28 protein-coding genes are annotated in these 23,718 nt (G+C 65.3%); 10 read left to right on the forward strand and 18 right to left on the reverse strand.

Translation table 11 applies throughout. The annotated features are described in order from the left end of the window. Positions 1 to 139 precede the first annotated feature (139 nt). From AB4Z44_RS17930 to AB4Z44_RS17940, 3 genes are read right to left on the reverse strand one after another with little or no spacing between them, the layout of a single operon-like run. On the reverse strand, positions 140 to 745 hold the full coding sequence (locus tag AB4Z44_RS17930) for an outer membrane lipoprotein carrier protein LolA (protein WP_404711037.1): 606 nt from the start codon (positions 743 to 745) through the stop codon (positions 140 to 142). Positions 746 to 788: 43 nt separating this feature from the next. After that, positions 789 to 1,103, reverse strand: a complete 315-nt coding sequence (locus AB4Z44_RS17935; protein WP_404711038.1) for a hypothetical protein — start codon at positions 1,101 to 1,103, stop codon at positions 789 to 791. Positions 1,104 to 1,134: 31 nt separating this feature from the next. Beyond that, positions 1,135 to 2,460, reverse strand: a complete 1,326-nt coding sequence (locus AB4Z44_RS17940) for a replication-associated recombination protein A (RefSeq protein ID WP_404714271.1) — start codon at positions 2,458 to 2,460, stop codon at positions 1,135 to 1,137. Between the two features lie 183 nt (positions 2,461 to 2,643). On the opposite strand from AB4Z44_RS17940, the gene AB4Z44_RS17945 reads away from it, so the two are divergent. Both AB4Z44_RS17945 and AB4Z44_RS17950 read left to right on the forward strand, forming a co-directional pair. Continuing rightward, positions 2,644 to 3,237 (forward strand): PadR family transcriptional regulator, encoded by a 594-nt coding sequence (locus AB4Z44_RS17945; protein WP_404711039.1) that lies wholly within the window; start codon positions 2,644 to 2,646, stop codon positions 3,235 to 3,237. An 83-nt stretch (positions 3,238 to 3,320) separates the two neighbouring features. Continuing rightward, the gene (locus tag AB4Z44_RS17950; RefSeq protein ID WP_404711040.1) at positions 3,321 to 3,650 is read left to right on the forward strand and encodes a DUF2218 domain-containing protein; all 330 of its coding nucleotides are present in this window, start codon (positions 3,321 to 3,323) and stop codon (positions 3,648 to 3,650) included. 5 nt (positions 3,651 to 3,655) lie between these two features. Here AB4Z44_RS17950 and AB4Z44_RS17955 read toward each other — a convergent pair whose 3' ends face one another. Further along, on the reverse strand, positions 3,656 to 4,483 hold the full coding sequence (locus AB4Z44_RS17955) for a DUF1932 domain-containing protein (protein WP_404711041.1): 828 nt from the start codon (positions 4,481 to 4,483) through the stop codon (positions 3,656 to 3,658). A 70-nt stretch (positions 4,484 to 4,553) separates the two neighbouring features. On the opposite strand from AB4Z44_RS17955, the gene dctA reads away from it, so the two are divergent. Both dctA and AB4Z44_RS17965 read left to right on the forward strand, forming a co-directional pair. Continuing rightward, complete coding sequence (dctA, locus tag AB4Z44_RS17960) at positions 4,554 to 5,828, forward strand: C4-dicarboxylate transporter DctA (RefSeq protein ID WP_404711042.1); 1,275 nt, start codon at positions 4,554 to 4,556, stop codon at positions 5,826 to 5,828. Next, on the forward strand, positions 5,828 to 6,292 hold the full coding sequence (locus tag AB4Z44_RS17965; protein ID WP_404711043.1) for an NUDIX domain-containing protein: 465 nt from the start codon (positions 5,828 to 5,830) through the stop codon (positions 6,290 to 6,292). The genes dctA and AB4Z44_RS17965 overlap by 1 nt, the downstream gene beginning before the upstream one ends. On the opposite strand, the gene AB4Z44_RS17970 is transcribed toward AB4Z44_RS17965, so the two are convergent. Then, the gene (locus AB4Z44_RS17970; RefSeq protein WP_404711044.1) at positions 6,289 to 6,705 is read right to left on the reverse strand and encodes a DUF1810 domain-containing protein; all 417 of its coding nucleotides are present in this window, start codon (positions 6,703 to 6,705) and stop codon (positions 6,289 to 6,291) included. The two genes, AB4Z44_RS17965 and AB4Z44_RS17970, sit on opposite strands and share 4 nt — an antisense overlap. Next, entirely contained in the window at positions 6,702 to 7,220 is a 519-nt protein-coding gene (locus AB4Z44_RS17975) for a DUF1993 family protein (protein ID WP_404711045.1), read from the reverse strand. Before AB4Z44_RS17975 ends, AB4Z44_RS17970 begins: the two co-directional genes overlap by 4 nt. A 105-nt stretch (positions 7,221 to 7,325) precedes the next feature. Here AB4Z44_RS17975 and AB4Z44_RS17980 point away from each other — a divergent pair, with 105 nt between their 5' ends. The 4 genes from AB4Z44_RS17980 (at position 7,326) to AB4Z44_RS17995 (ending at position 9,773) form a co-directional block, all read left to right on the forward strand. Next, positions 7,326 to 7,622 (forward strand): hypothetical protein, encoded by a 297-nt coding sequence (locus AB4Z44_RS17980; protein ID WP_404711046.1) that lies wholly within the window; start codon positions 7,326 to 7,328, stop codon positions 7,620 to 7,622. After that, positions 7,610 to 8,146: a GNAT family N-acetyltransferase gene (locus AB4Z44_RS17985; RefSeq protein ID WP_404711047.1), complete on the forward strand. Its 537-nt coding sequence runs from the start codon at positions 7,610 to 7,612 to the stop codon at positions 8,144 to 8,146. The genes AB4Z44_RS17980 and AB4Z44_RS17985 overlap by 13 nt, the downstream gene beginning before the upstream one ends. A gap of 77 nt (positions 8,147 to 8,223) precedes the next feature. Then, positions 8,224 to 8,994, forward strand: coding sequence for a glutathione S-transferase family protein (locus AB4Z44_RS17990; protein WP_404711048.1), 771 nt, complete (start codon positions 8,224 to 8,226; stop codon positions 8,992 to 8,994). Beyond that, positions 8,991 to 9,773, forward strand: coding sequence for a glutathione S-transferase family protein (locus AB4Z44_RS17995; protein WP_404711049.1), 783 nt, complete (start codon positions 8,991 to 8,993; stop codon positions 9,771 to 9,773). The genes AB4Z44_RS17990 and AB4Z44_RS17995 overlap by 4 nt, the downstream gene beginning before the upstream one ends. Positions 9,774 to 9,816: 43 nt before the next feature. On the opposite strand, the gene AB4Z44_RS18000 is transcribed toward AB4Z44_RS17995, so the two are convergent. The 12 genes from AB4Z44_RS18000 to AB4Z44_RS18055 all read right to left on the reverse strand — a co-directional run bounded on the left by AB4Z44_RS18000 (position 9,817) and on the right by AB4Z44_RS18055 (position 21,813). Continuing rightward, positions 9,817 to 10,155: a hypothetical protein gene (locus AB4Z44_RS18000; RefSeq protein WP_404711050.1), complete on the reverse strand. Its 339-nt coding sequence runs from the start codon at positions 10,153 to 10,155 to the stop codon at positions 9,817 to 9,819. Positions 10,156 to 10,237: 82 nt separating this feature from the next. Beyond that, positions 10,238 to 11,248, reverse strand: coding sequence for an alcohol dehydrogenase catalytic domain-containing protein (locus AB4Z44_RS18005; RefSeq protein WP_404711051.1), 1,011 nt, complete (start codon positions 11,246 to 11,248; stop codon positions 10,238 to 10,240). A gap of 105 nt (positions 11,249 to 11,353) precedes the next feature. Further along, complete coding sequence (locus AB4Z44_RS18010) at positions 11,354 to 11,944, reverse strand: 2,4'-dihydroxyacetophenone dioxygenase family protein (RefSeq protein ID WP_404711052.1); 591 nt, start codon at positions 11,942 to 11,944, stop codon at positions 11,354 to 11,356. Between the two features lie 11 nt (positions 11,945 to 11,955). Beyond that, entirely contained in the window at positions 11,956 to 12,360 is a 405-nt protein-coding gene (locus AB4Z44_RS18015) for a VOC family protein (RefSeq protein ID WP_404711053.1), read from the reverse strand. 85 nt (positions 12,361 to 12,445) lie between these two features. After that, entirely contained in the window at positions 12,446 to 13,879 is a 1,434-nt protein-coding gene (locus AB4Z44_RS18020) for an NAD-dependent succinate-semialdehyde dehydrogenase (RefSeq protein ID WP_404711054.1), read from the reverse strand. A 68-nt stretch (positions 13,880 to 13,947) separates the two neighbouring features. Then, complete coding sequence (locus tag AB4Z44_RS18025; RefSeq protein WP_404711055.1) at positions 13,948 to 14,742, reverse strand: glutathione S-transferase family protein; 795 nt, start codon at positions 14,740 to 14,742, stop codon at positions 13,948 to 13,950. A gap of 12 nt (positions 14,743 to 14,754) precedes the next feature. Continuing rightward, positions 14,755 to 15,969, reverse strand: a complete 1,215-nt coding sequence (locus tag AB4Z44_RS18030; RefSeq protein ID WP_404711056.1) for an MFS transporter — start codon at positions 15,967 to 15,969, stop codon at positions 14,755 to 14,757. Positions 15,970 to 15,997: 28 nt separating this feature from the next. Continuing rightward, a complete protein-coding gene (locus AB4Z44_RS18035) occupies positions 15,998 to 17,386 on the reverse strand; it encodes an MFS transporter (protein WP_404711057.1) in 1,389 nt (462 codons plus the stop codon). 129 nt (positions 17,387 to 17,515) lie between these two features. Beyond that, positions 17,516 to 18,472, reverse strand: a complete 957-nt coding sequence (locus AB4Z44_RS18040) for an NAD-dependent epimerase/dehydratase family protein (protein WP_404711058.1) — start codon at positions 18,470 to 18,472, stop codon at positions 17,516 to 17,518. A gap of 159 nt (positions 18,473 to 18,631) precedes the next feature. Next, complete coding sequence (locus AB4Z44_RS18045; RefSeq protein ID WP_404711059.1) at positions 18,632 to 19,393, reverse strand: glutathione S-transferase family protein; 762 nt, start codon at positions 19,391 to 19,393, stop codon at positions 18,632 to 18,634. 16 nt (positions 19,394 to 19,409) lie between these two features. Next, positions 19,410 to 20,168, reverse strand: a complete 759-nt coding sequence (locus tag AB4Z44_RS18050) for an SDR family NAD(P)-dependent oxidoreductase (protein ID WP_404711060.1) — start codon at positions 20,166 to 20,168, stop codon at positions 19,410 to 19,412. Between the two features lie 130 nt (positions 20,169 to 20,298). After that, complete coding sequence (locus AB4Z44_RS18055) at positions 20,299 to 21,813, reverse strand: aldehyde dehydrogenase family protein (protein WP_404711061.1); 1,515 nt, start codon at positions 21,811 to 21,813, stop codon at positions 20,299 to 20,301. A 126-nt stretch (positions 21,814 to 21,939) separates the two neighbouring features. Between AB4Z44_RS18055 and AB4Z44_RS18060 the strand changes: the two genes are divergently transcribed. Together AB4Z44_RS18060 and AB4Z44_RS18065 are read left to right on the forward strand one after the other, a co-directional pair. Next, positions 21,940 to 22,431 (forward strand): MarR family winged helix-turn-helix transcriptional regulator, encoded by a 492-nt coding sequence (locus AB4Z44_RS18060; RefSeq protein ID WP_404711062.1) that lies wholly within the window; start codon positions 21,940 to 21,942, stop codon positions 22,429 to 22,431. Positions 22,432 to 22,550: 119 nt separating this feature from the next. Then, positions 22,551 to 23,693 carry a glycosyltransferase gene (locus AB4Z44_RS18065; RefSeq protein ID WP_404711063.1) on the forward strand — a complete coding sequence of 381 codons (1,143 nt, stop codon included), beginning with the start codon at positions 22,551 to 22,553 and terminating at the stop codon, positions 23,691 to 23,693. The last annotated feature ends 25 nt before the right edge of the window (positions 23,694 to 23,718 follow it).

Here is a 23,718-nt window from a genome sequence, read left to right on the forward strand (position 1 = left end):
GAGCGAGGGCCGACCTAGCGCGTGTCACGCAGGTAGGGTGGCGGGCCATGTCCCGGGCAACAGGGGGAATCCCGGGGGCGGCACCGCGACCGCAAGAGCCTATTAGGACAGTGATCCTGTCACTACCATGAATGAGCGCTCACTTGCCCCGGGTCTGTGGTCGTGGGTCGCGCCAGAGGAACGTTCGGTCGTTTACGGTGGTGTTGAACCGGGGATTGGTGAGGACGACGGTGGATCGATTCCCCTGCGCATCCAGTACCGTCCAGCCCGCCATGATCAGCCCGGCGGGCGCATTCGGGTTCTCGGAAAAGCCGATCGTGATCGTGCCGAGTTCGGGGTGCTTCGAGTCGCGGCCTTCGATCAGGATCCGTCCGGGTGGCGCGGGGATGGCATGCGCGACTCGGGACAGGCTCGACGGGTCGAGCAGGATCGCCAGCGGAGAATTGCCGATCGGCCAGCGCGAAACCTGCGCCACCTGATAGTCGATCATCGTCAGCGCCTTGCCGTCCCCGACGATCAGCAACGGCACCCCCTTCTGATACTGGAAACGAATCTTGCCCGGCCGCTTGAGGGTAAGCGTGCCGGTCAGCGTCTTCCCGTTCTGATCGGTCTGGGAAAAATCGGCTACCATCGTTTCGACCGCGCGCAGATGCGCCTGGACGCGGGTCAGCTCGTCGGCCGCGAAGGCGGGAGCGGAGATCGTGGTGGCGGCAACAAGCGCGAGCGCGGCGATACGGAATGACATGATGGGAGCCCTAGCGGCAAACGCATTGCCTGGGCGTGAATTTTCAACCGGTGGTTGATTTCCTGGTTCGTGGCCGTGGCTTGGGCTTGGCTGCTGCTCGGGCATGCGCATTTGCGATCATGTTGCGCACGATATCGTCATGCGGCGTATCGTAGCGGACCAGCACCGCCGGATAGCCTTCATAATGCGGCGTCTTCCAGAAGGTCTCGGGGTAGAGCGCCATCATCGCCTCGATCACGCCATGATCGAGGCGAAGTCCGAAGCTGGTATCGGCTTCGCGACTCGAACCGAGGAAGGCGTTCCCGTTCGCCTTGACCGCAGGCGCGCCATAGCTGGTCGATAGCTCGGCGCCCGGCAAGGCGAGCGCATAAGCGATCGCCTCTCCAGTGTCATTTCAGCCCGCGCTCCGCCCGCAGATTCTCCCAGTAAGCGAGCCGCTCGGCGATCTTCGCCTCGAACCCGCGCGGCGTGGGTTCGTAGAAGGTCTGCGGCTCCATCTCGTCCGGCCAGTAATTGTCGCCTGAAAACGCATCCTCGGCGTTGTGGTCGTAGGCATAGTCGCGGCCATAGCCGATCGACTTCATCAGCTTGGTCGGCGCGTTGAGGATGTTTCGCGGCGGCATCAGCGATCCGGTTTCCTTCGCCGATCGCGACGCCGCCCCATAGGCCTTGTAGCCCGCATTCGATTTGGGCGCGGTCGCGAGATAGACGACCGCATTGGCGATCGCGAGCTCGCCTTCCGGGCTGCCGAGGAAGTCATAGGCATCCTTGGCGGCGAGGCATTGGACCAGGGCCTGCGGATCGGCGAGCCCAATATCCTCGCTCGCCATCCGCACGATCCGGCGCAGCAGAAAGAGCGGCTCCTCCCCGCCGACGAGCATGCGCGCGAGATAGTAAAGCGATGCCTGCGGGTCCGATCCGCGCACCGCCTTATGGAGCGCGGAGATGAGGTTGTAGTGGCCCTCGCGATCCTTGTCATAGACCGCGACGCGGCGGTGAAGCAGCTGGGCGAGGCCGCCCGGATCGAGTTTCTGGGTCAGCCCGACCGAAAACAAGGTCTCGGCCTGGTTGAGCAGGAAGCGGCCATCGCCGTCGGCGCTGGCGATCATCGCCGCGCGGGCGGCGTCGTCGAGCGGGAGCGGGCGGCCCTCGATCGCCTCCGCACGATCAAGCAATTTTTCGAGTGCGGCGCTGTCGAGCCGGTTGAGAATCAGCACCTGAGCGCGCGACAACAAAGCCGCGTTCAGCTCGAACGACGGATTCTCCGTCGTGGCACCGACCAGCACCACCGTCCCGTCTTCGACATAAGGCAGGAAGCCGTCCTGCTGCGCGCGGTTGAAGCGGTGAATCTCATCCACGAAGAGCAAAGTACGCTTGCCCATCCGGGCATAGTCGCGCGCTTCGGCAAAGGCCTTCTTGAGATCGGCCACGCCCGAAAACACCGCCGAAATCGCATGGAAGCGCAGTCCCACCGCGTCGGCGAGCAGGCGCGCGATGCTGGTCTTGCCGGTGCCGGGCGGGCCCCAAAGGATCATCGAGGATAACCGGCCGGCCGCGACCATTCGGCCGATCGCCCCCGCCGGCCCGGTCAGATGCTCTTGTCCGATCACCTCCTCGAGCGCGCGCGGGCGCAGCCGATCGGCGAGCGGCGCATCCTCAACAAGCGCGGCATCGGGCGAGTCGGGCAACGGATCAGCGGCGAAAAGGTCGGCCATGCCAGTGGATATAAGCATGACCGTCGCCCCTGCGAAGGCAGGGGGGCCATCTCTCTCACGCCATAAACCGTCTTCGGATCGGGGAGACATGGGTTCCTGCCTGGGCAGGGGCGACGAGAGATATTGACAAAAACGACTCAAGATATATCGTAGACCCATCGTGATTCATTGGAGATAGAAGAAATGCGATTTGGACATGGTTATGGCCGCTGGCTTGGCGGTGGATTTGGCGAAGGTCGCGGCGAGCATCCCGGCTTCGGTTTCGGACGCGGCGATCATCATGGTCGCGGCGGTGGTGGGGGCGGACGGCGTGGCCGGATGTTCGACGGGGGCGAATTGCGCCTCGTCCTGCTCGCCTTGCTCGTCGAGCAGCCCCGCCATGGTTACGATCTCATCCGTGAGATCGAGGAGCGGACCGGCGGCAGCTACGCGCCCAGCCCGGGCGTGGTGTACCCCACGCTGACGATGCTCGATGAAATGGGGCATATCGACGAGGTGAAGGAAGAAGGCGCCCGCAAGCGCTTCGCGATCACCGATGCGGGCCGCGAATTTCTGGCCGGGAAGCAGGAGGAGGTCGAAGCCTTGCTCGCCCGTCTCAGCCAGCTCAGCGAGACGCAGGGTCGCAGCGGCGCGGGGCCGATCAAGCGTTCGATGGTGGGGCTCCACATGGCGCTCCGTGAGGCGCTTGCATCGGGCCGGGGCCGCGACGACATGGTGCACGATATCGCGGCGATCCTCGACGAGGCCGCCCGCAAGATCGAGCGCCTCGAGCGGTGACGCGACTGGCGGTGCTGCGCCGGCGGCTGGGGCTCGATCCCACCGCCGGCAAGGTCGTCCCTTTCAGAAAGGATAAACAGGATATGACAATCACCAAGGTCAGCAGCGTGTCGCGCGTCCCCACCGCGAGCGCGAGCCGCTATCTGCAGCAGACATGCAAGCATTGGGCGCACAATCTGGCGGTCGAATTCACCCCCGAGCATGGCACGATCGTCTTCCCGCGCGATGCGCGCGGTGCGGATCATCCCGGCGATGCGCTGGTGACGTTCGACGCGGACGCGGAAGCGCTCACCACCCGGATCGAGGCGACCTCCCCGGCGCAGCTTGAAGGCCTGAAGGGCGCGGTCGCGCGGCATGTCGATCGCTTCGCGTTCCGCGAGGCGCCGCTGCCGTTCGCGTGGCAGGATGATTGAGGGACCTAGGCCGGCCTTTTGACGAGCGTCTCGTAATCGCTTCGTGGGCCGGCCAAGTCCGCCGCCAGCCGTTCGTAAAACCGAGCAAACCCCTCGAACACCTCGCCCGCGCCGGGCTCGGTCGCGCCGAACTCCGCGATCTCGCGCATCTCGGGCGCCCAGCGCCACGCGCGCGCGAAGACCGAAGCCGCAGTGCGGTCGAGTTGATCCAGCACATGCGGCAGCCGTTCCTGCAGTTCGTGCGTCAATGCGCCGCCGACGCCGGCCCCATCGGCAGCGAGGCGCATCATGTTGCCGAGCGCGAGCAGGCCCTTGTTGATCCCGGCAAAGCACATTTTCAGCGATGCCGCCGCGCCGATCGGAGCATCCAGCACGGTCCAGCGCAGGCCATGGTCCGCTAGCGCGCCGGCAGCGGCTGCATGCGGCCCGCAGGCATAGAAACTCGGCCCGCCCGGATCGTTCGGTCCGCCGATGATGCATGCGTCGACCATCGATGCGCCCGCCGCTTCGACGATAGCGGCCACCGACGCCTTGGTCGCGGGGCTCAGCGCATTACAATCGACATAAAGGGCCGGCCGCCCAATGCCTTTTGCCCACTCGGCGAAAGATCGCGCGACTTCCTCGGCGGTGTGCGGCGGCACGATCGACAGGAAGATATCCGCGCCCGCCAGCGCCGCCGGCGCCGCATTCTCCAACCCACCCTTTCGCGCGCGCTCGACCGATTCGGCGCTGCGCCCTTCCAGCCGGGTGAGGACGCGCGCGCCATGGTCGGCCAGCCGTGCGCCCACCGCGCCACCCATCGCTCCGGGTGAGACCAGTCCGATTGTCAGCATCGCACCCTCCACATGGTTTCGGTCCGGCTAAGCCTTTGTGAAGCGCTGCGCCACCGTCTAAGCAACTTCTGTGGAGAGCAACCAGACCGTCAAACGCCCGCGCCTGATCGGCCAGCTCTGGCTGCAGGTGCTGTTGGCAACGCTCGCGGGCATCGTCCTCGGGCTGGTCGCCCCCAATGCCGCCGCTGCATGCAAGCCGCTCGGCGATGCGTTCGTTAATTTAATCCGGATGATGATCGCGCCGGTGATCTTCTGCACCGTCGTCCACGGCGTTGCCGGGATGCGCGACATGGGACGGATCGGGCGGGTCGCGTTGAAGGCGATCGTTTATTTCGAGGCGGTCACGATCCTCGCGCTGATCTTCGGGCTGGTCGTGGTGAATGTGTGGCAGCCGGGTGTCGGCATGCACATCGACGCTACGCAGATCGACACGAAATCGATCGCCACCTACGTCGCCAGCGCCAGGGAGCAGAGCGTCAGCGGCTACCTGCTTCACATCATCCCCGATACGCTGGTCGGCGCCTTCGCCAAGGGCGATGTGCTGCAGGTCCTGTTCGTATCGGTCCTGTTCGGGATCGCGCTCGCTGCAACCGGCGAGGCCGGCCGGCCGGTGGCCGAGGTGGTCGAATGGCTGTCGGCGGTCTTCTTCCGGATCGTCGCGATCATCATGTACGCCGCCCCGATCGGTGCGTTCGGCGCGATCGCCTTCACCGTCGGCAAGTTTGGATCGGGCTCCTTGTTGTCGCTGGGCGGGCTCATCGTCGAATTCCTGGTCGTGTGCCTGCTGTTCACCGCGATCGTCTTCGGCGGGATCGCGCGTTGGGCGGGAATCAGCCTGGTCGCGTTGCTCCGCTATATGCGCGACGAGATCGTGGTGGTCGCGGCCACGACGTCGACCGAAACGGTGTTGCCCCGTGTCATCCAGAAGATGCGCGCGGTGGGCGTCGAGGAAAGCGTCGCCGGATTCGTCGTTCCGGCAGGGTATTCGTTCAATCTCGATGGCACCTGTCTCTACCTCACCACCGTCTCGATCTTCCTGGCGCAAGCGACCGACACGCACCTCACCCTGTGGCACCAGCTCGGGCTGATCGCTGTGCTGTTGCTGACCTCGAAGGGTGCCGCCGGGGTCGCGGGCGCCGCGTTCATCGTGCTCGCCGCCACGCTCAGCGCGACCGGCACGATCCCGGTCGCCAGCATCGCGCTGGTTCTCGGCATCCACCGCATCCTGGCCGAAGGTCTCACCTTCGTGAACCTCATCGGCAATTGCCTGGCCGCGATCGTGGTGGCGAAATGGGAGGGTGCGCTGGATCAGGGCATGCTCGCCGAACGATTGGGCCGGCGCTGATGCCCACCCGCAGCGCCGGGGTCTTGCTTTATCGCCGCACCTCGCCGCGGCTGGAAGTGCTGCTGGCATTGCCGGGCGGGCCTTTCTGGCGTGGCCGCGATGCAGGCGCCTGGCAGATCCCCAAGGGCGCGATCGAGGAGGGCGAAAAACCATCCGAAGCCGCGCAGCGCGAGGTCGCGGAAGAACTGGGCGTGCATCTGCGTGCCGATCCGTGGCCGCTGGCGCAGGTCAGGCAATCGGGCGGCAAATGGGTCGAGGCGTTCGCGCTCGAGCAGGATGTCGATTGCGCGGCGGTGAAGAGTATCGAGTTCGAGATGGAATGGCCGCTGCGATCGGGCCGTTACCAGAGCTTTCCCGAGATCGACCGCGCCGAATGGTTCGATATCGATCATGCGCGGCAGATGATCCTGCCGAGCCAGGCGCCACTGCTGGATGCGCTGGTGGCGGCGTTGGAAGGATCCTAAAGCAACTTCAGGGTTGCCGCATCCTTGCTTCCAAACCAGCGCTCGATCGCGGCTTCGAACATCCGTTCGCCCGACGCTTCGGCAAACAGGGTCAGCGAAGAGCGCAACTTGATCGCATCGATTCCCCCGAACACGGCTTCCGCGCTGGTCGGCGGCAGATCCTGCAGCGCGGCGACGCATTCGTGCAGCCGGGTACCCAGCAGCGGATGGGCGAGGTAGGCGCGGGCCTCGTCGATCGATGAAATCGCGAAATGCTGCGCGGTCGGGCTGCGGCCGAGCCCGGCGACCTGGGGGAAGATGAACCACATCCAATGGCTCCGCTTCGCGCCGCGTTTTATCTCGCCCAGCGCGGTCGCATAGACGCTCTGCTGCGCCGCGACGAACCGGGCGAGATCGTACGGATCGTCGTTCATTCCTTGCGCACCACCGGTCCGATGAAATCCATCTTGCCGATGGGCACGCCCTGATGGCGCAGCAGGGCGTAGGCGGTCGTGCAGTGGAAGAACACGTTGGGCAGCGCAAAATCGAGCAGATAGTCGATCCCTTTGAACACCATCGTCGCACGCGGTGTCTTGAGTTCGACGTCCGCATCCTCGCGACCATCGATAGCCTCGCGCGGGGCGGCTTCCAGATAGGCGATCGTCGCAGCAATGCGCGTCTGAAGCTGGGTGAAGGTCGTCTCGTCATCCGCCATCGGCGGATTGTCGAGCCCGCCGATCCGCGCCACGAAGAAGCGCGTGGCATCGCTCGCGCGCTGCACCTGATATGCGAGCGGGTGCATGTCGGGATAGAGACGCGTCTCGAGCAGGCTTTCGGGCGCCTTGCCCTCGCCCTCGGCATAGGCCGCACCCTTGTCGAGGATGGCCGACAGATTTCTAAGCGCGCGGATGAAGACCGGAACGCTGAGATCGTAGAGCGACGTGGACATGACGCTTCTCCCCCATGATATGATCAGACGTCGCGATTGGGCGTCTTGACCGGACGCAGGCGCATGTAGTGTGCGCATGCATCCGCCACCATGGTCTGGAGGAAAATGTCGATCCGTTTTGCGCTCGCTCTGGCCCTGCTCGCCGCACCCGCGGGCGCGGCCCCTTTGTGCCATGATCTGCGGGGCCTCTACACGCCGTGTCCGCCGGGCCAGGCAAAGCCCAAGCCGAAACAGCATATGGACCAGCTGGAACGGGAAGCGACCCCCATGGTCGCCGCGACCGAACCGGCGCCGACCGCTCAGGCGCCTGCGGCTGCGAAGAGATCCCGGCCGCCGCTGGTGACGCAGGGCCACAAGCTCTGCCACGATACGAAAGGTCTCTACACCCCGTGTCCGCGCTGAATGCCAAGCTGCGGCTGGCGCGGGACGAGGATGTCGAGGCGCTGGCCGAGCTCAAGCTGCAGACCTTTCGTGAAACCTTCATCCATGGCTTCGCCATCCCCTATCCGCCAGCCGATCTCGCCGCGTTCGAGCAATCGCATTACGCGCCCGCGATCGTTGCCGCCGAGCTTGCCAACCCCGCGCGCACGACCTGGGTCGGCGAAGCGCCGGATGGCAGGCTGATGGGCTATGCCCAGGTCGGCCCTTGCAAGCTGCCCCATCCGGAGGTGACGCCCGACGCCGGCGAGCTGTACCAGATCTATGTTCGCAACGAGGCGCAGGGCATCGGCCTCGGCGGGCAGCTCATGCGCGTCGCGCTCGGTCATCTCGAACGGACCAAGCCCGGCCCGATCTGGCTCGGCGTATGGGAGAATAATCTCCGTGCGCAGGCGGTTTATGCCGGGCGCGGCTTCCGTGCGGTCGGCAGCTACAGCTTCATGGTCGGCGATTGGGAGGATCGCGATCTGATCTTCCGCCGCGACTGATCGCATCGAGCCGGAATTTCGATGGCGCTCGCCCATGCGCCAATATAACAAATGATAGAAAATCGGAGAGGAATGCGATGGCTGACGTCACGCTGTATCACTGGGAGCCGAATGCCAATTCGGGCAAGCCGATGCTGGCCTTGGCGGAGAAGGGTGTCGCCTTCGAGAGCCACTATCTCGATCTGCTGAACTTCGACCAGCACGATCCCGAATATCTCAAGATCAACCCGGCCGGCACGATCCCCGCGATGACGCACGGGAATCTGATGCTGACCGAGTTGACCGCGATCATGGAATATGTCGACGAGACGTTCGGCGGGCCCCGCCTGATGCCGTCCGACCCGGTCGATCGCTGGCGCGTGCGCTGGTGGATGAAGTTCATGGATCAGTGGCTCGCGCCATCCTTCTCGATGCTCGGTTGGAGCGAGTTCATCGGCCCCGCCGTCCGCGCGCGGGATCCCGAAGTGCTGGAAGCGAAGATCAACCGCATTCCCATGGAGGAGCGCCGCGTCGCGTGGCGCAAGGCGATCTACAATCTCTTCTCGGCCGAGGAATTGGCCGAATCGAAGCGTCGCTGCGCGATCGGCACGCAGATGCTCGAGGATGAGCTCACGAAGCACAAATGGATCGGCAGCGATCACTATTCGCTCGCCGACGCCAATGGCTTCAACCTCGCCTACATCATCCCGCTCGGCCAGCCCGATCTCGCCAACGACACGAAGACGCCGCACCTAATGGAATGGCTCCGCAAGATCTACGAACGCCCGGCCACGCAGCAGATCTGGACGCTCAGCCGGGTCGAGCGGATGAGCACGCGTGTTAAATTCTTGGCTCGGGAGGCCGCATGATGGCGACGATCCTCTATCATGGTGAGCCCAACGGCCCGTCCTTCACCGTCCTCTCCGCGCTGGCCGAGAAGAACGTCGAAGCCGAGCTGAAGCCGATCGACCTCGCGAAAGGCGAACGTCATTCGCCGGCGGTGCCCAAGAATGCCGAAGTCGCGATGAGCATCGAGGGCGAAGGCCCGGTGCTGGTTGTCGACGGCGAACCGATGGCCAATTCGGTCTTCATCGCCTGCTATCTCGACGATGTCGGCAGCGGCCCGGCGATCCGCCCGGCCGATCCTTATGCGCGCTGGGAGATGATGGCATGGTGCCGCTTCGTGATCGAGCGGATCGCGCCGGCGGCGGCCTTCCTCGGCACGCGCGCGCATCTGACCGGCGAGCTCGGTGCACTGTCCGATGAGGCGTTCGCGGCTCTGACGGCGAACATCGCGAGCACGGATCTGCGCGAACGGTGGGAGATGGTGCGTAAGGGTGATTTTGCCGATGCCCAGGTCGCCGATTCGGAAGGCAAGATCATCGCCGGCGTGGCGCGGGTCGAGCTTCGGCTGGAGAATCGCGACTGGCTGATCGGCGATTTCTCGATCGCCGATCTCGAAACCTATGCTTGGCTCGCCGGCATGGTGAGCCTGGTGCCGGCCGCGTTCGAGACCGCGGAGCGGACGCTTTTGTGGATGGAGCGGGTCAAGGCGCGGCCGGCGGTGGCGGCAGCGTTGGCCAAGGCGAGCGGCGGCGATCCGACGGTGGTCTGGGCGCCCGGTCCCGAGATCAATCGCTGGGGGTAAGCTTCTGGCTGGCTGCTTCCTCGCCCACGGAAGAGGAAGCGGTTCAGTCGTGCCCGCGGGGGTGGGGGCCGCCTGAAAAATGCAGCATTCTCATGCCGCGTCCGGGATTGAACGATCCCTGCATGGCGTGGAAACGACCCCCGTCGGGGCCGACGTCACGGCGGAAATGGGTGGCGTCGCCGCGGCGGAAGTGGCGCTCATGCGCGCCGCCACGATAATAGAAGAAGCCGTCATCGCCCCAATAGCCGTCATAGACCGGGCCGTAAAAATCGTCGTAGAAGCCGTTATACGCGTAGGGTCCACCGGCGTAATCGACATGGCCATAGCCTGCGGCGCAACCGCCTAACGAAAGGGCGGCGGCCGCGATCAGAAAGCGTTTCATAGACAACCTCGAGCACAGATATTGCCGCGAACGAGCGGTGATTGCACGAGTTGCATCCGGCTGCGACGAACCGTTGAATGGATCAGGATCCCGGCGCGATCATCACCTTGCACTGATGGGTGCGCTTTCGCAGCGACTCGAATGTCTCGGGCAAGCTATCGAGCGACACAGTATCGGTGATCATCGCGCGCGGCTCGACCGCGCCGGCGTTGAGCACGTCGAGCGCCATCTCGTATTCTTGCCGGGTGAAGAAGGCCGAGGTCTGGAGCCGCACCTCCTTCGACAGGGCCACGAACGGCACGAGCGTATCGGGCTGGGTGCACAGGCCGAGGATCACGACCGTGCCCTTGATCCGCACCTGATCGACCGCCTGCGCGATCAGCCCGGGCAGGCCGACGCATTCGAACACGATATCGGCCTTGCCGCCCAGCGCGCGCCCGGCCGCGCCGACCGGATCGGCGCGATCGGTGACGAAGCCGGTCGCGCCCATCGATAGCGCGCGCTCCTGCTGGTGAGCGGCGATATCCTGCACGACGACCTGACCGGCGCCGAGACGCCGCGCCCAGAAGGCGACCGCCAGCCCGATCGGGCCGGCGCCCAGCACCAGCACCTTGTCCCACGGCTTGAGCCCCGAAAGCGCGACGCCATGCAGCGCCACCGCCAGCGGCTCGACCAGCGCGCCATCGGCGAGGCTCGCGCTCTTGGGCAACGACACGCACTGTTTGGGTGTGGTCAGCGCATATTCGGCATAGCCGCCGCCCTGCAGCGTCATGCCGTTGGTGCACCAGGCGGTCTCGCCCGACAGGCAACTCGGGCATTGTCCGCACCCGCGCAGCGGGATGACCGAGACCAGATCCCCGATCCGGAGCGTTTCCACCTCCCGTCCGAGCGCGACGATTTCGCCGGCAAATTCATGGCCGATCACATCGCCCGCTTTGACCCCGAAAGCGGGATCCTCGGTCATGTGCAGATCGGATCCGCAAATGCCGCAACGGCCGACACGAACGACGACCTCGCCCATGGCTGGCGTGGGATCGGCGATCGTCTCCACCGCCAACGGCCGGTGGTGGCCCTGCATCACGGCAGCGCGCATGGGGATGTCCTTACAGTTAGCAGTCATCCCCGCGTAGGCGGGGATCCATATTCTCAAAGGTTTGGAGGTTATGGATTCCCACCTACGCGGGAATGACGGTATTTCTTACAGATACAGCTGCTTGTTGGGCTCGATGCCCTTCTCGCGGCAGTAGCTCTCATAGTGGTTCATGAACCACCACACATCGAGCGCCTCGACGAAATTGCCCTGGTCGTCGTAGAATTCGTTGACGCCCTGCATCCAGAACAGGGCCTTCATGCCTTCAGGATTGTCCGTCACCAAAGTGTGCGCGGTGCCCGGGAATTCGGTGATGAACTCGCCCGGCTTGCAGACCCAATCATATTCCAGGTAGCGGAAGTTGCCCTCGAGGCAGACCGCCCACACCATGCCCTTGTGCTTGTGGGTGCCGATCACGCCCGGCGCCTTGATCCACAGGATGTTGCAATAGCTGTTGTTGCGCACGTCGAAGGCGAGATGGCGGATCGCGGCGCCGTCACCGAAGGGAACCCACGGGCTCTCTTCCTCGGATGTGCTGATATAGGTGCCCTCGACGCCGCGCGCCTTGATCAGGTCCCCGTAAAGCTCGGGCACGTCGACGATCTTGTAGGCGCTCGACGGCGGCGCGGTCATCGTGCGCGGTTTGGGTTTGCCCTGCTCCTCTTCCAGCGCCTCGGGGATGATCGCTTCCGTCGCCATAGTCAGTTTCCTCAGTGATGGCCGCTGCGGTAGTTCAGTTCCAGCAACACGCCGTTGGGATCGTGGACGAAGATCTGCTTGAGATCGATCGCCTTCACATGGTTGCGCCGATGCGCCAGGCCGAGCCGTTCGAGCTTGGCGACCATCGCGTCATGATCCTGGCAGTCGAGCGCGACATGATGGACCGCGCCCGTATCCTCGCCGATATGGATATCGCCGATGCCGGCCATCGATCCCGGCGAGGTGAGATGGAAGATCGCATCGCCGCCCGCGCCGAACATCCACTGGACCAATCGGGGATCGAGCGGCGGGGGCGGATCACCCGCGTCGAGATCGAGCACGTCGCTATAAAAGCGCACTGTCTCGGCCAGCTTCACCGTCTGGATGTTGACATGATCGAGGCGCGCACTTGCCATGTCCGCTGCCTAGCGGATTCGTAGCAGGCTATCCATCCCAAAGGCGCTGTTTCCGCTCGTTCAGGAGCCGAGCGGAAAGCCGGGATCAGGATTCGTGAACGGCCTTCAGCACCAGACAGGCATGAACGCCCTCGGCCCCATCCTCATGCCCATGGCCCGACCATTTGACCCCACCGAACGGCGCATCCGCGCCGCCGATCATCGGCGTGTTGATGCCGAGCATGCCGGTTTCGATCTCGCGCTGCAGGCGGCGTTGGCGGCGATCGTCGCGCGTCCACATATAGGCGGCGAGGCCGTAGGGCAGGCGGTTCGCCTCGGTCACCATCGATTCCTCGCTGCCGAAACGATTGAGGATCGCGACCGGGCCGAACGGCTCCTCGTTCATGATCTCGGCATCGAGCGGCACGTCCGAGATCACCGACGGGGCGTAGAAGAAACCACGATTGCCGATCCGCTCGCCCCCGGTGTGGAGCTTCGCGCCACGCGTGACGGCATCACCGATGAGCCGCTCCATCGCGTCGGGGCGGCGCGGATTGGCCATCGGGCCCATCTGGGTGCCTGCATCGAGCCCGTTGCCGACGACGATCGTCTTCGCGCGCTCGGTAAAGCCCGCGACGAAGCGATCATAGATACCGTCCTGAACGATGTAGCGGGTCGGCGCGACGCAGACCTGGCCGGCATTGCGATATTTCTGCGGGACGACCGTATCGAGCACCTGATCGACGTCGACATCGTCGAACACGAGCACCGGCCCGTGCCCGCCAAGCTCCATCGTCGTGCGCTTCATGTCTTCGGCGGCGAGCTTGGCGAGATGCTTGCCGATCACGGTCGAACCGGTGAAGCTCAGCTTGCGGATGATCGGCGACCCCAGCAGGTGGCGCGAGACCTGATCGGGCACGCCGAACACCGCCTGCGCGACCTCCTTGGGCAGGCCGGCATCGTAGAGGCACTGGAGCACGCCGATCGCGGAAGCGGGGGTCTCCTCGGCCGACTTCATGACGACCGAGCAGCCGGCGGCAATCGGTGCGCCGAGCTTGCGGCCCGGATTGCCGAGCGGGAAATTCCACGGCGAAAAGGCCGCGACCGGGCCGACCGGCTCGTAGGTCACGGTCGAGCGGAAACCCGCCGGGCGAACGAGCGTGCGCCCATAGATGCGCTGTGCCTCGCCTGCGTAGAAATTGAACAGGCCGACATTCATCATCAGTTCGATCTTCGCCTCGGCGAAGGTCTTGCCCTGCTCCATCGTCGCGATCCGCGCGAGATCGTCGGCCCGCTCGACCATCAGGCGGGCGGCACCGCTCAGCACCGCCGCACGCTCCTGCGGGGTCGAGTTCCGCCAGATTTTGAAGCCCTTCTGCGCGGTTTCCAGCGCGCGATCGAGATCGGCGGCATCGGCCAGCGGCAGTTCGCCGAGCGGTTCGCCGGTCGCGGGATTGACCACGGTGAAGGTCTCGCGGTGGCCGGGCGTGGTGATGCGCTCACCGTCGATGATCATGCAGAGCTGCGGATAGTCGGTCATGCGAAGTCCTTTAGACGCAAGTTACATGATTCATCAACGGATTCTGCCGGGTTTTTGCCAGATCGGATTCAGGCCGCCAATCCCAGCTCGGCATCGGTCGCGGCATGGCCCCATTTGTCCCGCGGCGGCATCGGGCGGGTGCGCCAGTCGATCTCGGGCGCGAAGCTGGAGATCGTACGGCCCGCGGGGATGCGGCCATTCCCGCCGCCCTGGCTGTAATCGTAATAGAGCTTGATCAGTTCCTCGCGCGTACGGTGCTGCGCGGCCGGGTGGCTGACGCAGGCCTCGCGCCAGCGCAGCACGCGTTCGAGGTGCGCCGGCACTTCGTAGCCTTCATAATATTCGAGGAACCACAGCCGCTTGAACATCGGCGCGAACGCCACCTCGGCCCAGCCGTAGCGATCGTCGAACAGAAAATCGGCACCCGTCGCATAGCGCTTCAGGAAGGTGTCGAGCCGGGCATATTGGGCATCGACCTCGGCCTTCAGTTCGTCACGCTTGGCGGGATCGCGGTTGAGGATCATGCGGTAGCCGGAACCCGAAAAGGCGCCGTCGGTCGCGCACAGCATGCCCTCGACCGCGTGGCGATACGGATCCGGATTGGCGATCGGCGGCTCGGGGAAGCGATCCTCCAGATAGCGCATGATCACCATGCTCTCCTTGATCGTCTCGCCATTATCGATGTCGACGAGCGGCAAGGCGGTGGTGCCCCCGCTCTTGGCCAGCAGCCAATCGGGGCGCGGCTTGGAGATATCGATCTCGACATCCTTCATCGCGACGCCCTTGAGCGCGAGCATGATCTCGATCCGCTCGGAAAAGGGGCAGCCGGGGATGTGGTAGATGGTGAGCGTCGGCTCGGTCATGTCGTCCTCTTCTTATCGATCCCGGCGCAGCATCGGCGCGGTCTCTTCGAGCATCAGCGCCAGCAGGCCGGCAATAATCGCGAAGCCCAGGCAGAGCCACAGGGGTGCTGCGAGCCCGAACGCATCGGCGGCATTGCCCGCCGCAAAGGGCGCCACCACCCCGCCGAGCAGTTCGTCGGTGCCCATCGCCAGACCGATCGCGCTCGTCACCATTGCCGGCGGCACGCTTTCGGACGGGATGACCGCGCAATAAAGTGGTGCGATGCCGATCGGGATCCAGCCGATCAGGATGGCGAGCGCGAGCGGCACCGCCGATCCGGCGGGGATCAACAAAAGCGCGATCGGGGTGCCGATCGAGGCGAAGCAGGTGATCGCGCAGACCGGGCGGCGCCCGATCCGGTCGCTCAGGCCGGGCAGCAAGATTCCGCCCGCCATGCCGGCCAGCCCGCACATGCCGAGCACCCATCCCATTGTCGTGGACGACAATCCCTTCGCCTGCGTCAGATAGACCGGCAGGAACACATTCTGCACCATCACCCACGCCGAATAGACCGCCGCCAGCGCGATCGCGATCCGCATGTTCCGGATCCGCAACAGGGTAGCGATGGTCGCAAGCAACGGCAGTCTGTCCTCGCGCGCCGCCGGCTTCGGGGTATCGCGGACGTAGAGCGCGAGGCCCAGGGCAAGCAGCAGACCCGGCACGCCCGAAAGGAAGAAGGCCGCACGCCAGCCATAAGCGTCGGCGATATGCGTTGCGAGAATCGGCCCGATCATCGCGCCGAGCAGGAAGGCGCCCACCATCTGCATCAGCCCCATGTTGAGGCCGCGCCGCGCGGGCGCCGACGCATCGGCCATCATCGCTTGCCCGACCGGCACCATCGGTCCCTCCGCCAGCCCCAGCGCGAAGCGGGCGAGGAAGAGAAAGAGGAAGCCCGATGCGAAGCCGCCGAGCGCCGATCCCACGGAGAAGACGATCGTGCAGGCGACGAGGATCGTCTTGCGCTTGCCTGTCCGGTCGGCGACCCGACCTAGCAGGAAGGCGCTGACCGCGATCGCGAGGCTCAGGCTCGCGCCGAGCAACCCGAGCTGGGTGTTGGTGAGCTTCAGATCGGCGACGATGTACGGAGACAGGAAGCTCGCGGTCAGCCGGTCGAGCCCGACCACGCCGTTGGCGAATGTCAGCAGGATGAGCAGGCCGATCTCATAGCCCCTGCTCGGCCGCGCCATCCGCTCTCTCCCCTGCTTTTTTATCGTGTCAGGCTGAAAGCGCCTCTAAGCGGGCAACTTCGCGGCCATAGGGCCGGATTGCAAGCGCCACCGCAACCACCGCGATCGGCAGGATCGCGCCGACCGCGATCATCATGGACAGCCACAATTTGCTCTCGTCGCCGACGACGAAGCGCGTGATGAGTGCCACCACGAACGATCCCAGCGCGCCGAACACGGTGTAGCTGAACAGATAGAGCGCGGTGATCTGCCCGCGCATCTGGTTGGGGGTGACCGTCTGGATCGCGGCGTTCTGCGGCACAGCGCCGGCCATGCCGAGCGCGCCGCTGAAGCCGGTCATGATCAGCGACAAGGGCGCGGTCGGCATCAGCGGCGCGAGCAGCGAGAAGGGCAGGCAGCAGGCCATCATGATCGCGGTCGCGCGGACCGGCGCGTCGCGATGGCGCTTGCTCAGCCATTCGGTCATGGTCGTGCCGATCAGCAGCCCGAGCGGGAAGGCGATGAAGACGGTCAGGCCTGACCATGCGCCGACCTGCGCCGGGGTCCAGCCATAGGTGCGCTGGAAGAAGGGCATGCGCCAATCGATGATACCCATCACCTCGACCTGCGACAGGCCGAGCCCGAACATGAGCGGGAAGTAGACGCGGCGGCGCGTCCACACCTCGGCCATCACCGCGCGAAACGGCAAGCTGTCCGCGGTATGGATGCGCCCGCGCCGCGCGGGTTCGGGCAGCGCCCAGGTGAGTGCCGCGACGATCAGCCCGGGCAGGCCGACGATGATCAGCACCCATTGCCAGCTATGGATGACCAGCCCAGCGATCTCGCTCGGTCGCCACCCGCTCGTATAGCCGATCAGCGCGCCGCCGACGATCGAGGCGCCGCCGGTGCCGACGACATAGCCGATCTGCAACCCCGCGATCGCGCGCGGCAGTTTCTTCGGCGGGAAATAATCGGCGAGCATCGAATAAGTGCCGGGCCCGTGCGCCGATCCGCCGACCCCGCTCACCATCCGGGTGAGGAAGAGCGAGGCATAGCCCTGCGTGATCCCGCAGATCGCGGTCATCCCGCTCCACACGGCGATCCCGCAGGCGAGGACGATGTTGCGCGGATGGATATCGACGAGCCGCGCCATCGGAATTCCGATGACGAGATAGAAGAATACGCCGGCGGGGCCGAGCAGCAGGCTGAGCTGGAGGTCGGTCAGCGCGAAATCGCGCTTCACCATCTCGATCACCATCGCGAAGATCGATCGATCGAGCTGGGAGAACATCATCGCCAGCGCAAGGACGAACAACGCCCACCAGGCGGTGGCGGGCCTGGGCCAGGATTGCGCGCCGGCAGGAGCGTCGATCATGGCGCCGTCCTCGTCGCCATCACGCGCAATCGCATCACCTGCCATCGCCGGTGCCAGCGCCATCCATAGCTCCTCCCGCCTGCCGCCGGTTCGGCCCTACCGACTTCCCGGACGAGAGTAAGCAGAATATTCCACCCACTCCTGCAGCGCTGCTTTTGCAGCTTATCCTTTACCCGATATTTCAGGATCGGATTATGCGGGCCGCATCTCCTTCGGCGAGAGATAGGACGGATCATGAGCGAAGGGCAGGGCCCGATCCTCGCGCAACGCGTCCAGCACTTCGCTGAAGCCGGTCCGGCAGCGGAAACCCAGCCGGCGTTCGGCATGGCCCGAATCATAGACCCGGCCGATGCTCGCCGGCAGCGTCCAGCCGCGCCGTGCATAAAGTTCGGCCGCATCGGGGAAATGGCGCGATATCACGGCGGCCGCATCATGCTTGAGCTCGGCGGTCTCGGACCGGTTGAATGGCGTCGGTGCGGCGAGGATGAAAGTGTCGAAGCCAAGCTCGGGCGCGCGGTCGAGCGCCATGATATGCGCCTCGGCCGCATCTTCCACCGTCAGGCGGCGGTGGAGCATCTCGTTCGCCTTGAGATTTTCGCCCGACGGCGTGGCGTGGGTATCGTCATCCTCGGGAAAGAAGCGCGCGGTGCGCAGCACCATGCAGCCGATGCCATGATCGGCCGCATAGAGCCGGCACAGCCCCTCGGCCGCCAGTTTGGTGACGCCATAGATGTTGCGCGGCGCCAGCGGGCCGCTCGCCTCGTCGAGCCAGATCGCGGCATCGCCCGCCTCGTCGCGGATCGTCTGGCTGATCATCAGCGACGTGGTGGACGTGAAGACGAAGCGGTCATGCCCGGCGATCCGCGCGGCCTCGAGCAGGTTGAGCGTGCCGGTGACGTTGACGTCGACGAAGGTCTGGATCGGGTAACGGACGATATCGGGTTTATGAAGCGCGCCGGCGTGGATCACTGCGTCGATCCCGTGCGCGAAGGCTGCATCGACGGTCGCGCGATCGGCGACCGAGCCGATCATGTCGGTATCTGCGCCGGGGGCGACGTCGAGGCCGAGCACCTGGTGGCCGACCTCCCGCAAGCGGGGTGCAAGGAAACGGCCGAGCCAGCCGGACGAGCCTGTCAGAAGGATGCGCATGGAGAGGCTGTATAAGATCCTCTCCGGAACGGGGAGGGGGGCCATTTCGAAGAAATGGTGGAGGGGCGGTGCCACGCGCGCTGCGCCCAGTCGGACCGCCCCTCCACCACACCGCTTCGCGGCGCGGTCCCCCTCCCCGCAAAGCGGGGAGGATTTATTTCACCTGTCGCCCGACCAGGTCCGCAGCCCGGGCTGGGTGTGATCTGGCATCGCCGCCGCTTGCTTCGATGCCGGCCGTTCGGCCACGCGCGTCCGCCAGTCCACCAGCCGCGGACAGCGCTTCGCGATCTCCATCTCGGGGAACATGCGCTCCACCATCATCCCGCAATGCGAATAGAAATTGATGTCGGCGAGCGTGTACATGTCGCCCGCCAGCCATGGAGTCTCGGCCAGCTGCGCCTCGACCTTGTCGACCGCGACCTCGATCTTGCGGGTCGCGTTGGCGAGATCGGCCTCGGAGAAGCCCGAGCGTGCCGTCCGCCATTTCTCGCGCTGCTCGTGGAGCGGGATGTTGGCGAGCAATTTCTCGAACTCGCCGCTGTCGATATTGCGCGCGATCACGCCGACCATGCGGTGCCAGCCGTGCATCGAGACGAAGTTCATCACATGCTCGTCGACGAACTTGTTCCAGATGCGCATCCGCGCATTGCCAACTGGCGTGTTGGGGCGGAGCGGCGGCGCGTCGGGGAAGGCATCTTCCAGATATTCGTTGATGACGGTCGTCTGCGTGATGATCGCGCCGTCATGATCGAGCACGGGCACCTGCCCCTCGGGATTGATCGCCTTGAACCAGTCCGAATGCTGTTCGAACTTGTGCAGGTCGACATAGACGCTCTCGAAGGCGAGGCCCTTTTCGAACAGGGGCAGCATCGACTTCAATGAATTGGCCAGCGGCTCGGCATGATAATATTTGAGCGTCATTTCTCTCTCCCGATCCTCAACCGACCGCGAGCGTGCCGAGCACGCCGCCATCCACCGCCCAGCTCTGCCCGGTGACGTGGCTCGCCGCGTCGGACAGCAGGAACGCCGCGACTTCGGCCAGTTCGTCCGACGATCCGATGCGGCCCTGCGGCACGACTTTCCGAAGAGTCGCGGCAACGGCGTCGTCGATATTCGCCAGCATCGGCGTCTCGATGAAGCCGGGGATGATGCAGTTCACGCGCACATTGTGCGGCGCGACCTCCAGTGCAGCGGCGCGGGCGAGGCCCAGCACGGCATGCTTGGACGCGACATAGCCCGGGTTGAACGCCATGCCGCGCTCGCTCGACAGGCTGCCGGTGACGAGGATCGCACCCTTGCGGCGCTCGATCATCGCCGGCAGCACGCGTTTCATCGCCCAGAAGGCGCTGTAGAGATTGGTGCGCAGCACGCTCTCGAACATCTCGTCGCTATAGGCGGTGAAAGGCGCGAATGCGCCGCCCGTGCCGGCGTTGGAATAAAGCCCATCGATCGGGCCGAAGGCGTTCTCGGCGGCATCGATCGCGGCGAGCAGCGCCGCCTTGTCGGACACGTCGGCAGCGCAGGCGTCGGCAATCCCGCCGGCCCCGCGAATCTCGGCGACCGCCTCGTCGAGGATGGCCTGGCGGCGCGCGATCAGAAACACTTTGGCGCCGCGCTTCGCCAGCAGGTTTGCGGTCGCACGCCCCATGCCGGTGGAGGCGCCGGTGACGACGATATGGTGGTTGTCGAAGGTCATTCGGTTCTATCCAAACGGGCCCGTTCGTCCCGAGCGAAGTCGAGGGACGTTTCCGAACGGAGCGGCTGTTCCGCGGGGAAACGTGTCTCGACTTCGCTCGACGCGAACGGGGTGTTCTCCTGAGTTGGCCTCAGAGCTGGATGATGACCGACTTGAGCTCGGTATAAGCCTCGACGCCCTGGCGCGCCTGCTCGCGGCCGAGGCCCGATTGCTTGAAGCCGCCGAACGGCAAGGCCGGATCGATCACGCCGTGGCAATTGCCCCAGACGGTGCCTGCCTTGATCTTGGCGGCGAGCTTGTGCATCGCGCCGATGTCGCGGGTCCAGATGCCGGCGCCGAGACCGAAGCAGGTGTTGTTGGCCTCCCTGGCGACCTCGTCGAGATCGTCGAAGCGCTGCGCCACCACGACGGGTCCGAAAATCTCTTCCTGCACCACGCTCATGTCGGGCTTCACATCCACCAGCACGGTCGGGTTCACATAATAGCCGCCGTCGCTCGAAGGTGCGTCGCCACCGATCGCCACCGACGCGCCGGCTTTCTTGCCTGCATCGATATAGCCCATCACGCGATCGAACTGCTCGGACGACACCAACGGGCCCATATGGCCCTCGGGATCGAGCGAGGGACGCGGCGCCCAGAATTGCGCGGCGCCGGCCATGCCCTCGATCAGCTGATCGAAGATCGAACGGTGCGCATAGAGGCGCGAGCCGGCAACGCAGACCTGGCCCGAATTGAAGAAGATCGCGCCTGCCGCACCCGGCCCGGCGGTCGCCACGTCGACGTCGGGCAGCACCACGACCGGCGATTTGCCGCCAAGCTCCAAAGTCACGCGCTTGAGCGTGTCGGTGGCGTTGCGGTTGATCAGCTTGCCGATCTCGGTCGATCCGGTGAAGGCGACCTTGTCGACGTCGGGGTGCTTGACCAGCCGGTCACCCGACGTGTGGCCGTTGCCGGTGATGATGTTGATCACGCCCGCGGGGAAGCCGGCCTCGGCGACCAGATCCGCCAGCCGCAGGGCGGTCAGGCTGGTTTGTTCGGCAGGCTTGAGGATCAGGGTGCAGCCGGCGGCGAGCGCGGGCGCGATCTTGAGGATCGCCATCAGCAGCGGGAAGTTCCACGGTACGATCTGCGCGGCGACGCCGACCGGCTCGCGGCGGACATAGGAGTGGAACAGGCCGCGCGGGATCGCCATCGGCTCGATCATCTCGCCGCCGAGCTTGCTCGCCCAGCCGGCCATGTAATGCATCATGCCGATCGCACCGGGTATGTCGATGTTCGCGGCCATGCCCTTGGGCTTGCCGTTGTCGATCGCTTCCAGTTCGGCGAATTCGTCCGCATGCTGGCCGATCAGGTCTGCCAGCTTGTGCATCATGCCTTCGCGCACGATCGGCGGCAGGTTGGACCAGCGCCCATCGTCGAACGCGGTGCGGGCGGCGGCGACGGCGCGATCGACATCGGCGTCGGAGGCATCGACGAAACGGCTGACTTCCTTGCCGCTCGACGGATCGATCACGGCGATCGTCTCGCCATGGGAGGATTCGACCCATTCGTTACCGATGAAGAGCGCGGGCTTGCGGGCGAGTGCCGCTTTGGCCGCATCCGAATAGGCCCACTGAGACAGGGACACCTTGGTCATCTCGTTCATATCATCCGCTCCGACTCGTTTGCTGCGCAGCATGCGATTGTTCCGATACAGGCTAGCAAGGAAGAGAGCGGAACGATACTAACTTCCGATAGAATGCAGTCGGGGGCAGGTGAACGGGAGAGGGGAATGGGTCAGCGCGCGGCGATCGCGACTGCGGGTAATGGGGCCGACGCTGCCGCGTTGGAACCGTTGCTGGTGCAGCTGCTAAAGCTGGCAGCGATGATCAACCGGCCGATGGAGGATGGCGTCGCCGCCCCCAACGGCCTGTCGCTCAACGAGTTGCGGATCATGATGTGCCTGCATGGCGAGGGTGCGTGCGCGGGCCACGACATCACCGAATTGATGGCGATTCCGGCGATGAACGTGAGCCGCGCCTTCGCCACGCTGACCCAGCGTGGCTGGATCGAGCCGGCAATCGATCCCGCCAACCGTCGCCGCCGTCCGGTGCGGCTGAGCGCAGAAGGGACGCGGGCCTGCCTGCGGATGGAGGCGGACATCGACAAGGTCGCGCATGATCTGCTCGGCATGCTCGGCGCGACCGAGGCGACCGCGCTTGGCCGCTCGATCGATGCGGTGATCGGGCGGCTGGCCCAATGGCCTGCCGAGCACCCGCGGTAAGGCGGTCTCAAGATAAGTTCGGTTTGTCGCCGGCTTTTTGCTAAGCCGCAATACGGGCGCAACGGGCCGGCGCGAAGGACATGCTCCGCAAGAACCGGCCGCACGAAAGAGCCTATCGCATGTATTGGTCAAGTGAGGCGCTGTTCGGAGATCAGGCTGCGTCTGCGGCCGACCATGTTGCGCTCGTCCTCCATCAATTGTCGACCGGGGGCACCGAGCGCGTCGCAGTGCGGCTCGCCAACGCCTGGGCGGCCGCCGGGCGGCGGGTGACCCTGTTTTGCGGGAGCAGCGACGGTCCGCTCGCGCCTCTGGTTTCGCCAGACGTCGAGATCGTGCCGATCGCGCATAACCAGCCCCGATCGCGCGCCGAACTTGGCCGCGCCCTGGCAGTGCAGATGCGGCATCATGCGCCCGACGTTGTGGTCGGCCCCGGCAATTATCATGTGCCGATCCTGGCAGCGATGCAGCATGCGCTCGATCGCCAGTGCCCGCCGATCCTGTGCAAGATCAGCAACCCGCTTCGCCGTGCCGATCGCTCGGGCATCCGCCAGATCGCGTTCACCGCGGGCTTCCGCCGGATGACGCGCCGCTTCGATGCGTTGATCGCGATGTCGCCGGTGTTCGCGGCGGAGGCGGCCTTCGTCACCGGCCGGCACGATATCGCCTGCATCGACGAGCCCAATCTCGATGCCATGCCCGATGCCACGCGAGGCGATGTGCAAAGCCACACGATCCTCTGCGTCGGCCGGCTTACCCGGCAGAAGAATTTCGGTCTCGCACTCGAGGCCTTTGCGCGCATGCCGCGGCAGACGCAGCTCGTGTTGCTCGGCGAGGGCGAGCAGGATGCGATGCTGCGGGCCCGCGCGGGCGAACTGGGTATCGCCGATCGGGTGCGGTTCGAAGGCTATGTCCGCAATGTCGGCGACTATCTGGACAGGGCCGATGTCCTGCTCTGCACCTCGCTCTACGAAGGCTATCCGGCAGCCCTGATCGAAGCGTTGGCGGCGGGTGTGCCGCTTGTCACGACGCCCTGTTCGCTGGCGCTGCCCGAGATATTGACGCACGAATTGTTCGGCACGGTCGCGGCGGCGCGCCCCTTCGATCTCGCGGTTGCGCTCCAGGCGGTGATGGCGCGGCGGACCCGCCCCGCGCCGGCGCCGCTCGCCGAACTCGCCCGGCGTCACCAACTCGCGCGTTCGGCGGGGCTCTGGCTCGGCCTGATCGATCGCACCGTTTCCAGCCGGGCGCTCGCGATCGCTTGAAATTGGGGTGACGGGCGCAACCGGG

This window comes from Sphingomonas sp. MMS24-J13 (assembly GCF_044905095.1).
In the GTDB taxonomy this organism is placed as follows: domain Bacteria; phylum Pseudomonadota; class Alphaproteobacteria; order Sphingomonadales; family Sphingomonadaceae; genus Sphingomonas_I.

What these genes read in the sequence shown, in the direction of transcription:
- AB4Z44_RS17965 (WP_404711043.1), top strand. Translation starts at nt 5,828, where the DNA reads ATGCCCACCCGCAGCGCCGGGGTCTTGCTTTATCGCCGCACCTCGCCG.
- AB4Z44_RS17975 (WP_404711045.1), bottom strand. Translation starts at nt 7,220, where the DNA reads ATGTCCACGTCGCTCTACGATCTCAGCGTTCCGGTCTTCATCCGCGCG.
- AB4Z44_RS18005 (WP_404711051.1), bottom strand. Translation starts at nt 11,248, where the DNA reads ATGCGCGCTGCCGTGATGCAGGGCCACCACCGGCCGTTGGCGGTGGAG.
- AB4Z44_RS18010 (WP_404711052.1), bottom strand. Translation starts at nt 11,944, where the DNA reads ATGGCGACGGAAGCGATCATCCCCGAGGCGCTGGAAGAGGAGCAGGGC.
- AB4Z44_RS17950 (WP_404711040.1), top strand. Translation starts at nt 3,321, where the DNA reads ATGACAATCACCAAGGTCAGCAGCGTGTCGCGCGTCCCCACCGCGAGC.
- AB4Z44_RS17945 (WP_404711039.1), top strand. Translation starts at nt 2,644, where the DNA reads ATGCGATTTGGACATGGTTATGGCCGCTGGCTTGGCGGTGGATTTGGC.
- AB4Z44_RS18065 (WP_404711063.1), top strand. Translation starts at nt 22,551, where the DNA reads ATGTATTGGTCAAGTGAGGCGCTGTTCGGAGATCAGGCTGCGTCTGCG.
- AB4Z44_RS18050 (WP_404711060.1), bottom strand. Translation starts at nt 20,168, where the DNA reads ATGACCTTCGACAACCACCATATCGTCGTCACCGGCGCCTCCACCGGC.
- AB4Z44_RS18045 (WP_404711059.1), bottom strand. Translation starts at nt 19,393, where the DNA reads ATGACGCTCAAATATTATCATGCCGAGCCGCTGGCCAATTCATTGAAG.
- AB4Z44_RS17970 (WP_404711044.1), bottom strand. Translation starts at nt 6,705, where the DNA reads ATGAACGACGATCCGTACGATCTCGCCCGGTTCGTCGCGGCGCAGCAG.
- AB4Z44_RS17995 (WP_404711049.1), top strand. Translation starts at nt 8,991, where the DNA reads ATGATGGCGACGATCCTCTATCATGGTGAGCCCAACGGCCCGTCCTTC.
- AB4Z44_RS18015 (WP_404711053.1), bottom strand. Translation starts at nt 12,360, where the DNA reads ATGGCAAGTGCGCGCCTCGATCATGTCAACATCCAGACGGTGAAGCTG.
- AB4Z44_RS18030 (WP_404711056.1), bottom strand. Translation starts at nt 15,969, where the DNA reads ATGGCGCGGCCGAGCAGGGGCTATGAGATCGGCCTGCTCATCCTGCTG.
- AB4Z44_RS18025 (WP_404711055.1), bottom strand. Translation starts at nt 14,742, where the DNA reads ATGACCGAGCCGACGCTCACCATCTACCACATCCCCGGCTGCCCCTTT.
- AB4Z44_RS18000 (WP_404711050.1), bottom strand. Translation starts at nt 10,155, where the DNA reads ATGAAACGCTTTCTGATCGCGGCCGCCGCCCTTTCGTTAGGCGGTTGC.
- AB4Z44_RS17955 (WP_404711041.1), bottom strand. Translation starts at nt 4,483, where the DNA reads ATGCTGACAATCGGACTGGTCTCACCCGGAGCGATGGGTGGCGCGGTG.
- AB4Z44_RS17990 (WP_404711048.1), top strand. Translation starts at nt 8,224, where the DNA reads ATGGCTGACGTCACGCTGTATCACTGGGAGCCGAATGCCAATTCGGGC.
- AB4Z44_RS17980 (WP_404711046.1), top strand. Translation starts at nt 7,326, where the DNA reads ATGTCGATCCGTTTTGCGCTCGCTCTGGCCCTGCTCGCCGCACCCGCG.
- AB4Z44_RS17930 (WP_404711037.1), bottom strand. Translation starts at nt 745, where the DNA reads ATGTCATTCCGTATCGCCGCGCTCGCGCTTGTTGCCGCCACCACGATC.
- AB4Z44_RS18055 (WP_404711061.1), bottom strand. Translation starts at nt 21,813, where the DNA reads ATGAACGAGATGACCAAGGTGTCCCTGTCTCAGTGGGCCTATTCGGAT.
- AB4Z44_RS18040 (WP_404711058.1), bottom strand. Translation starts at nt 18,472, where the DNA reads ATGCGCATCCTTCTGACAGGCTCGTCCGGCTGGCTCGGCCGTTTCCTT.
- AB4Z44_RS18035 (WP_404711057.1), bottom strand. Translation starts at nt 17,386, where the DNA reads ATGGCGCTGGCACCGGCGATGGCAGGTGATGCGATTGCGCGTGATGGC.
- AB4Z44_RS17940 (WP_404714271.1), bottom strand. Translation starts at nt 2,460, where the DNA reads ATGGCCGACCTTTTCGCCGCTGATCCGTTGCCCGACTCGCCCGATGCC.
- AB4Z44_RS18020 (WP_404711054.1), bottom strand. Translation starts at nt 13,879, where the DNA reads ATGACCGACTATCCGCAGCTCTGCATGATCATCGACGGTGAGCGCATC.
- AB4Z44_RS18060 (WP_404711062.1), top strand. Translation starts at nt 21,940, where the DNA reads ATGGGTCAGCGCGCGGCGATCGCGACTGCGGGTAATGGGGCCGACGCT.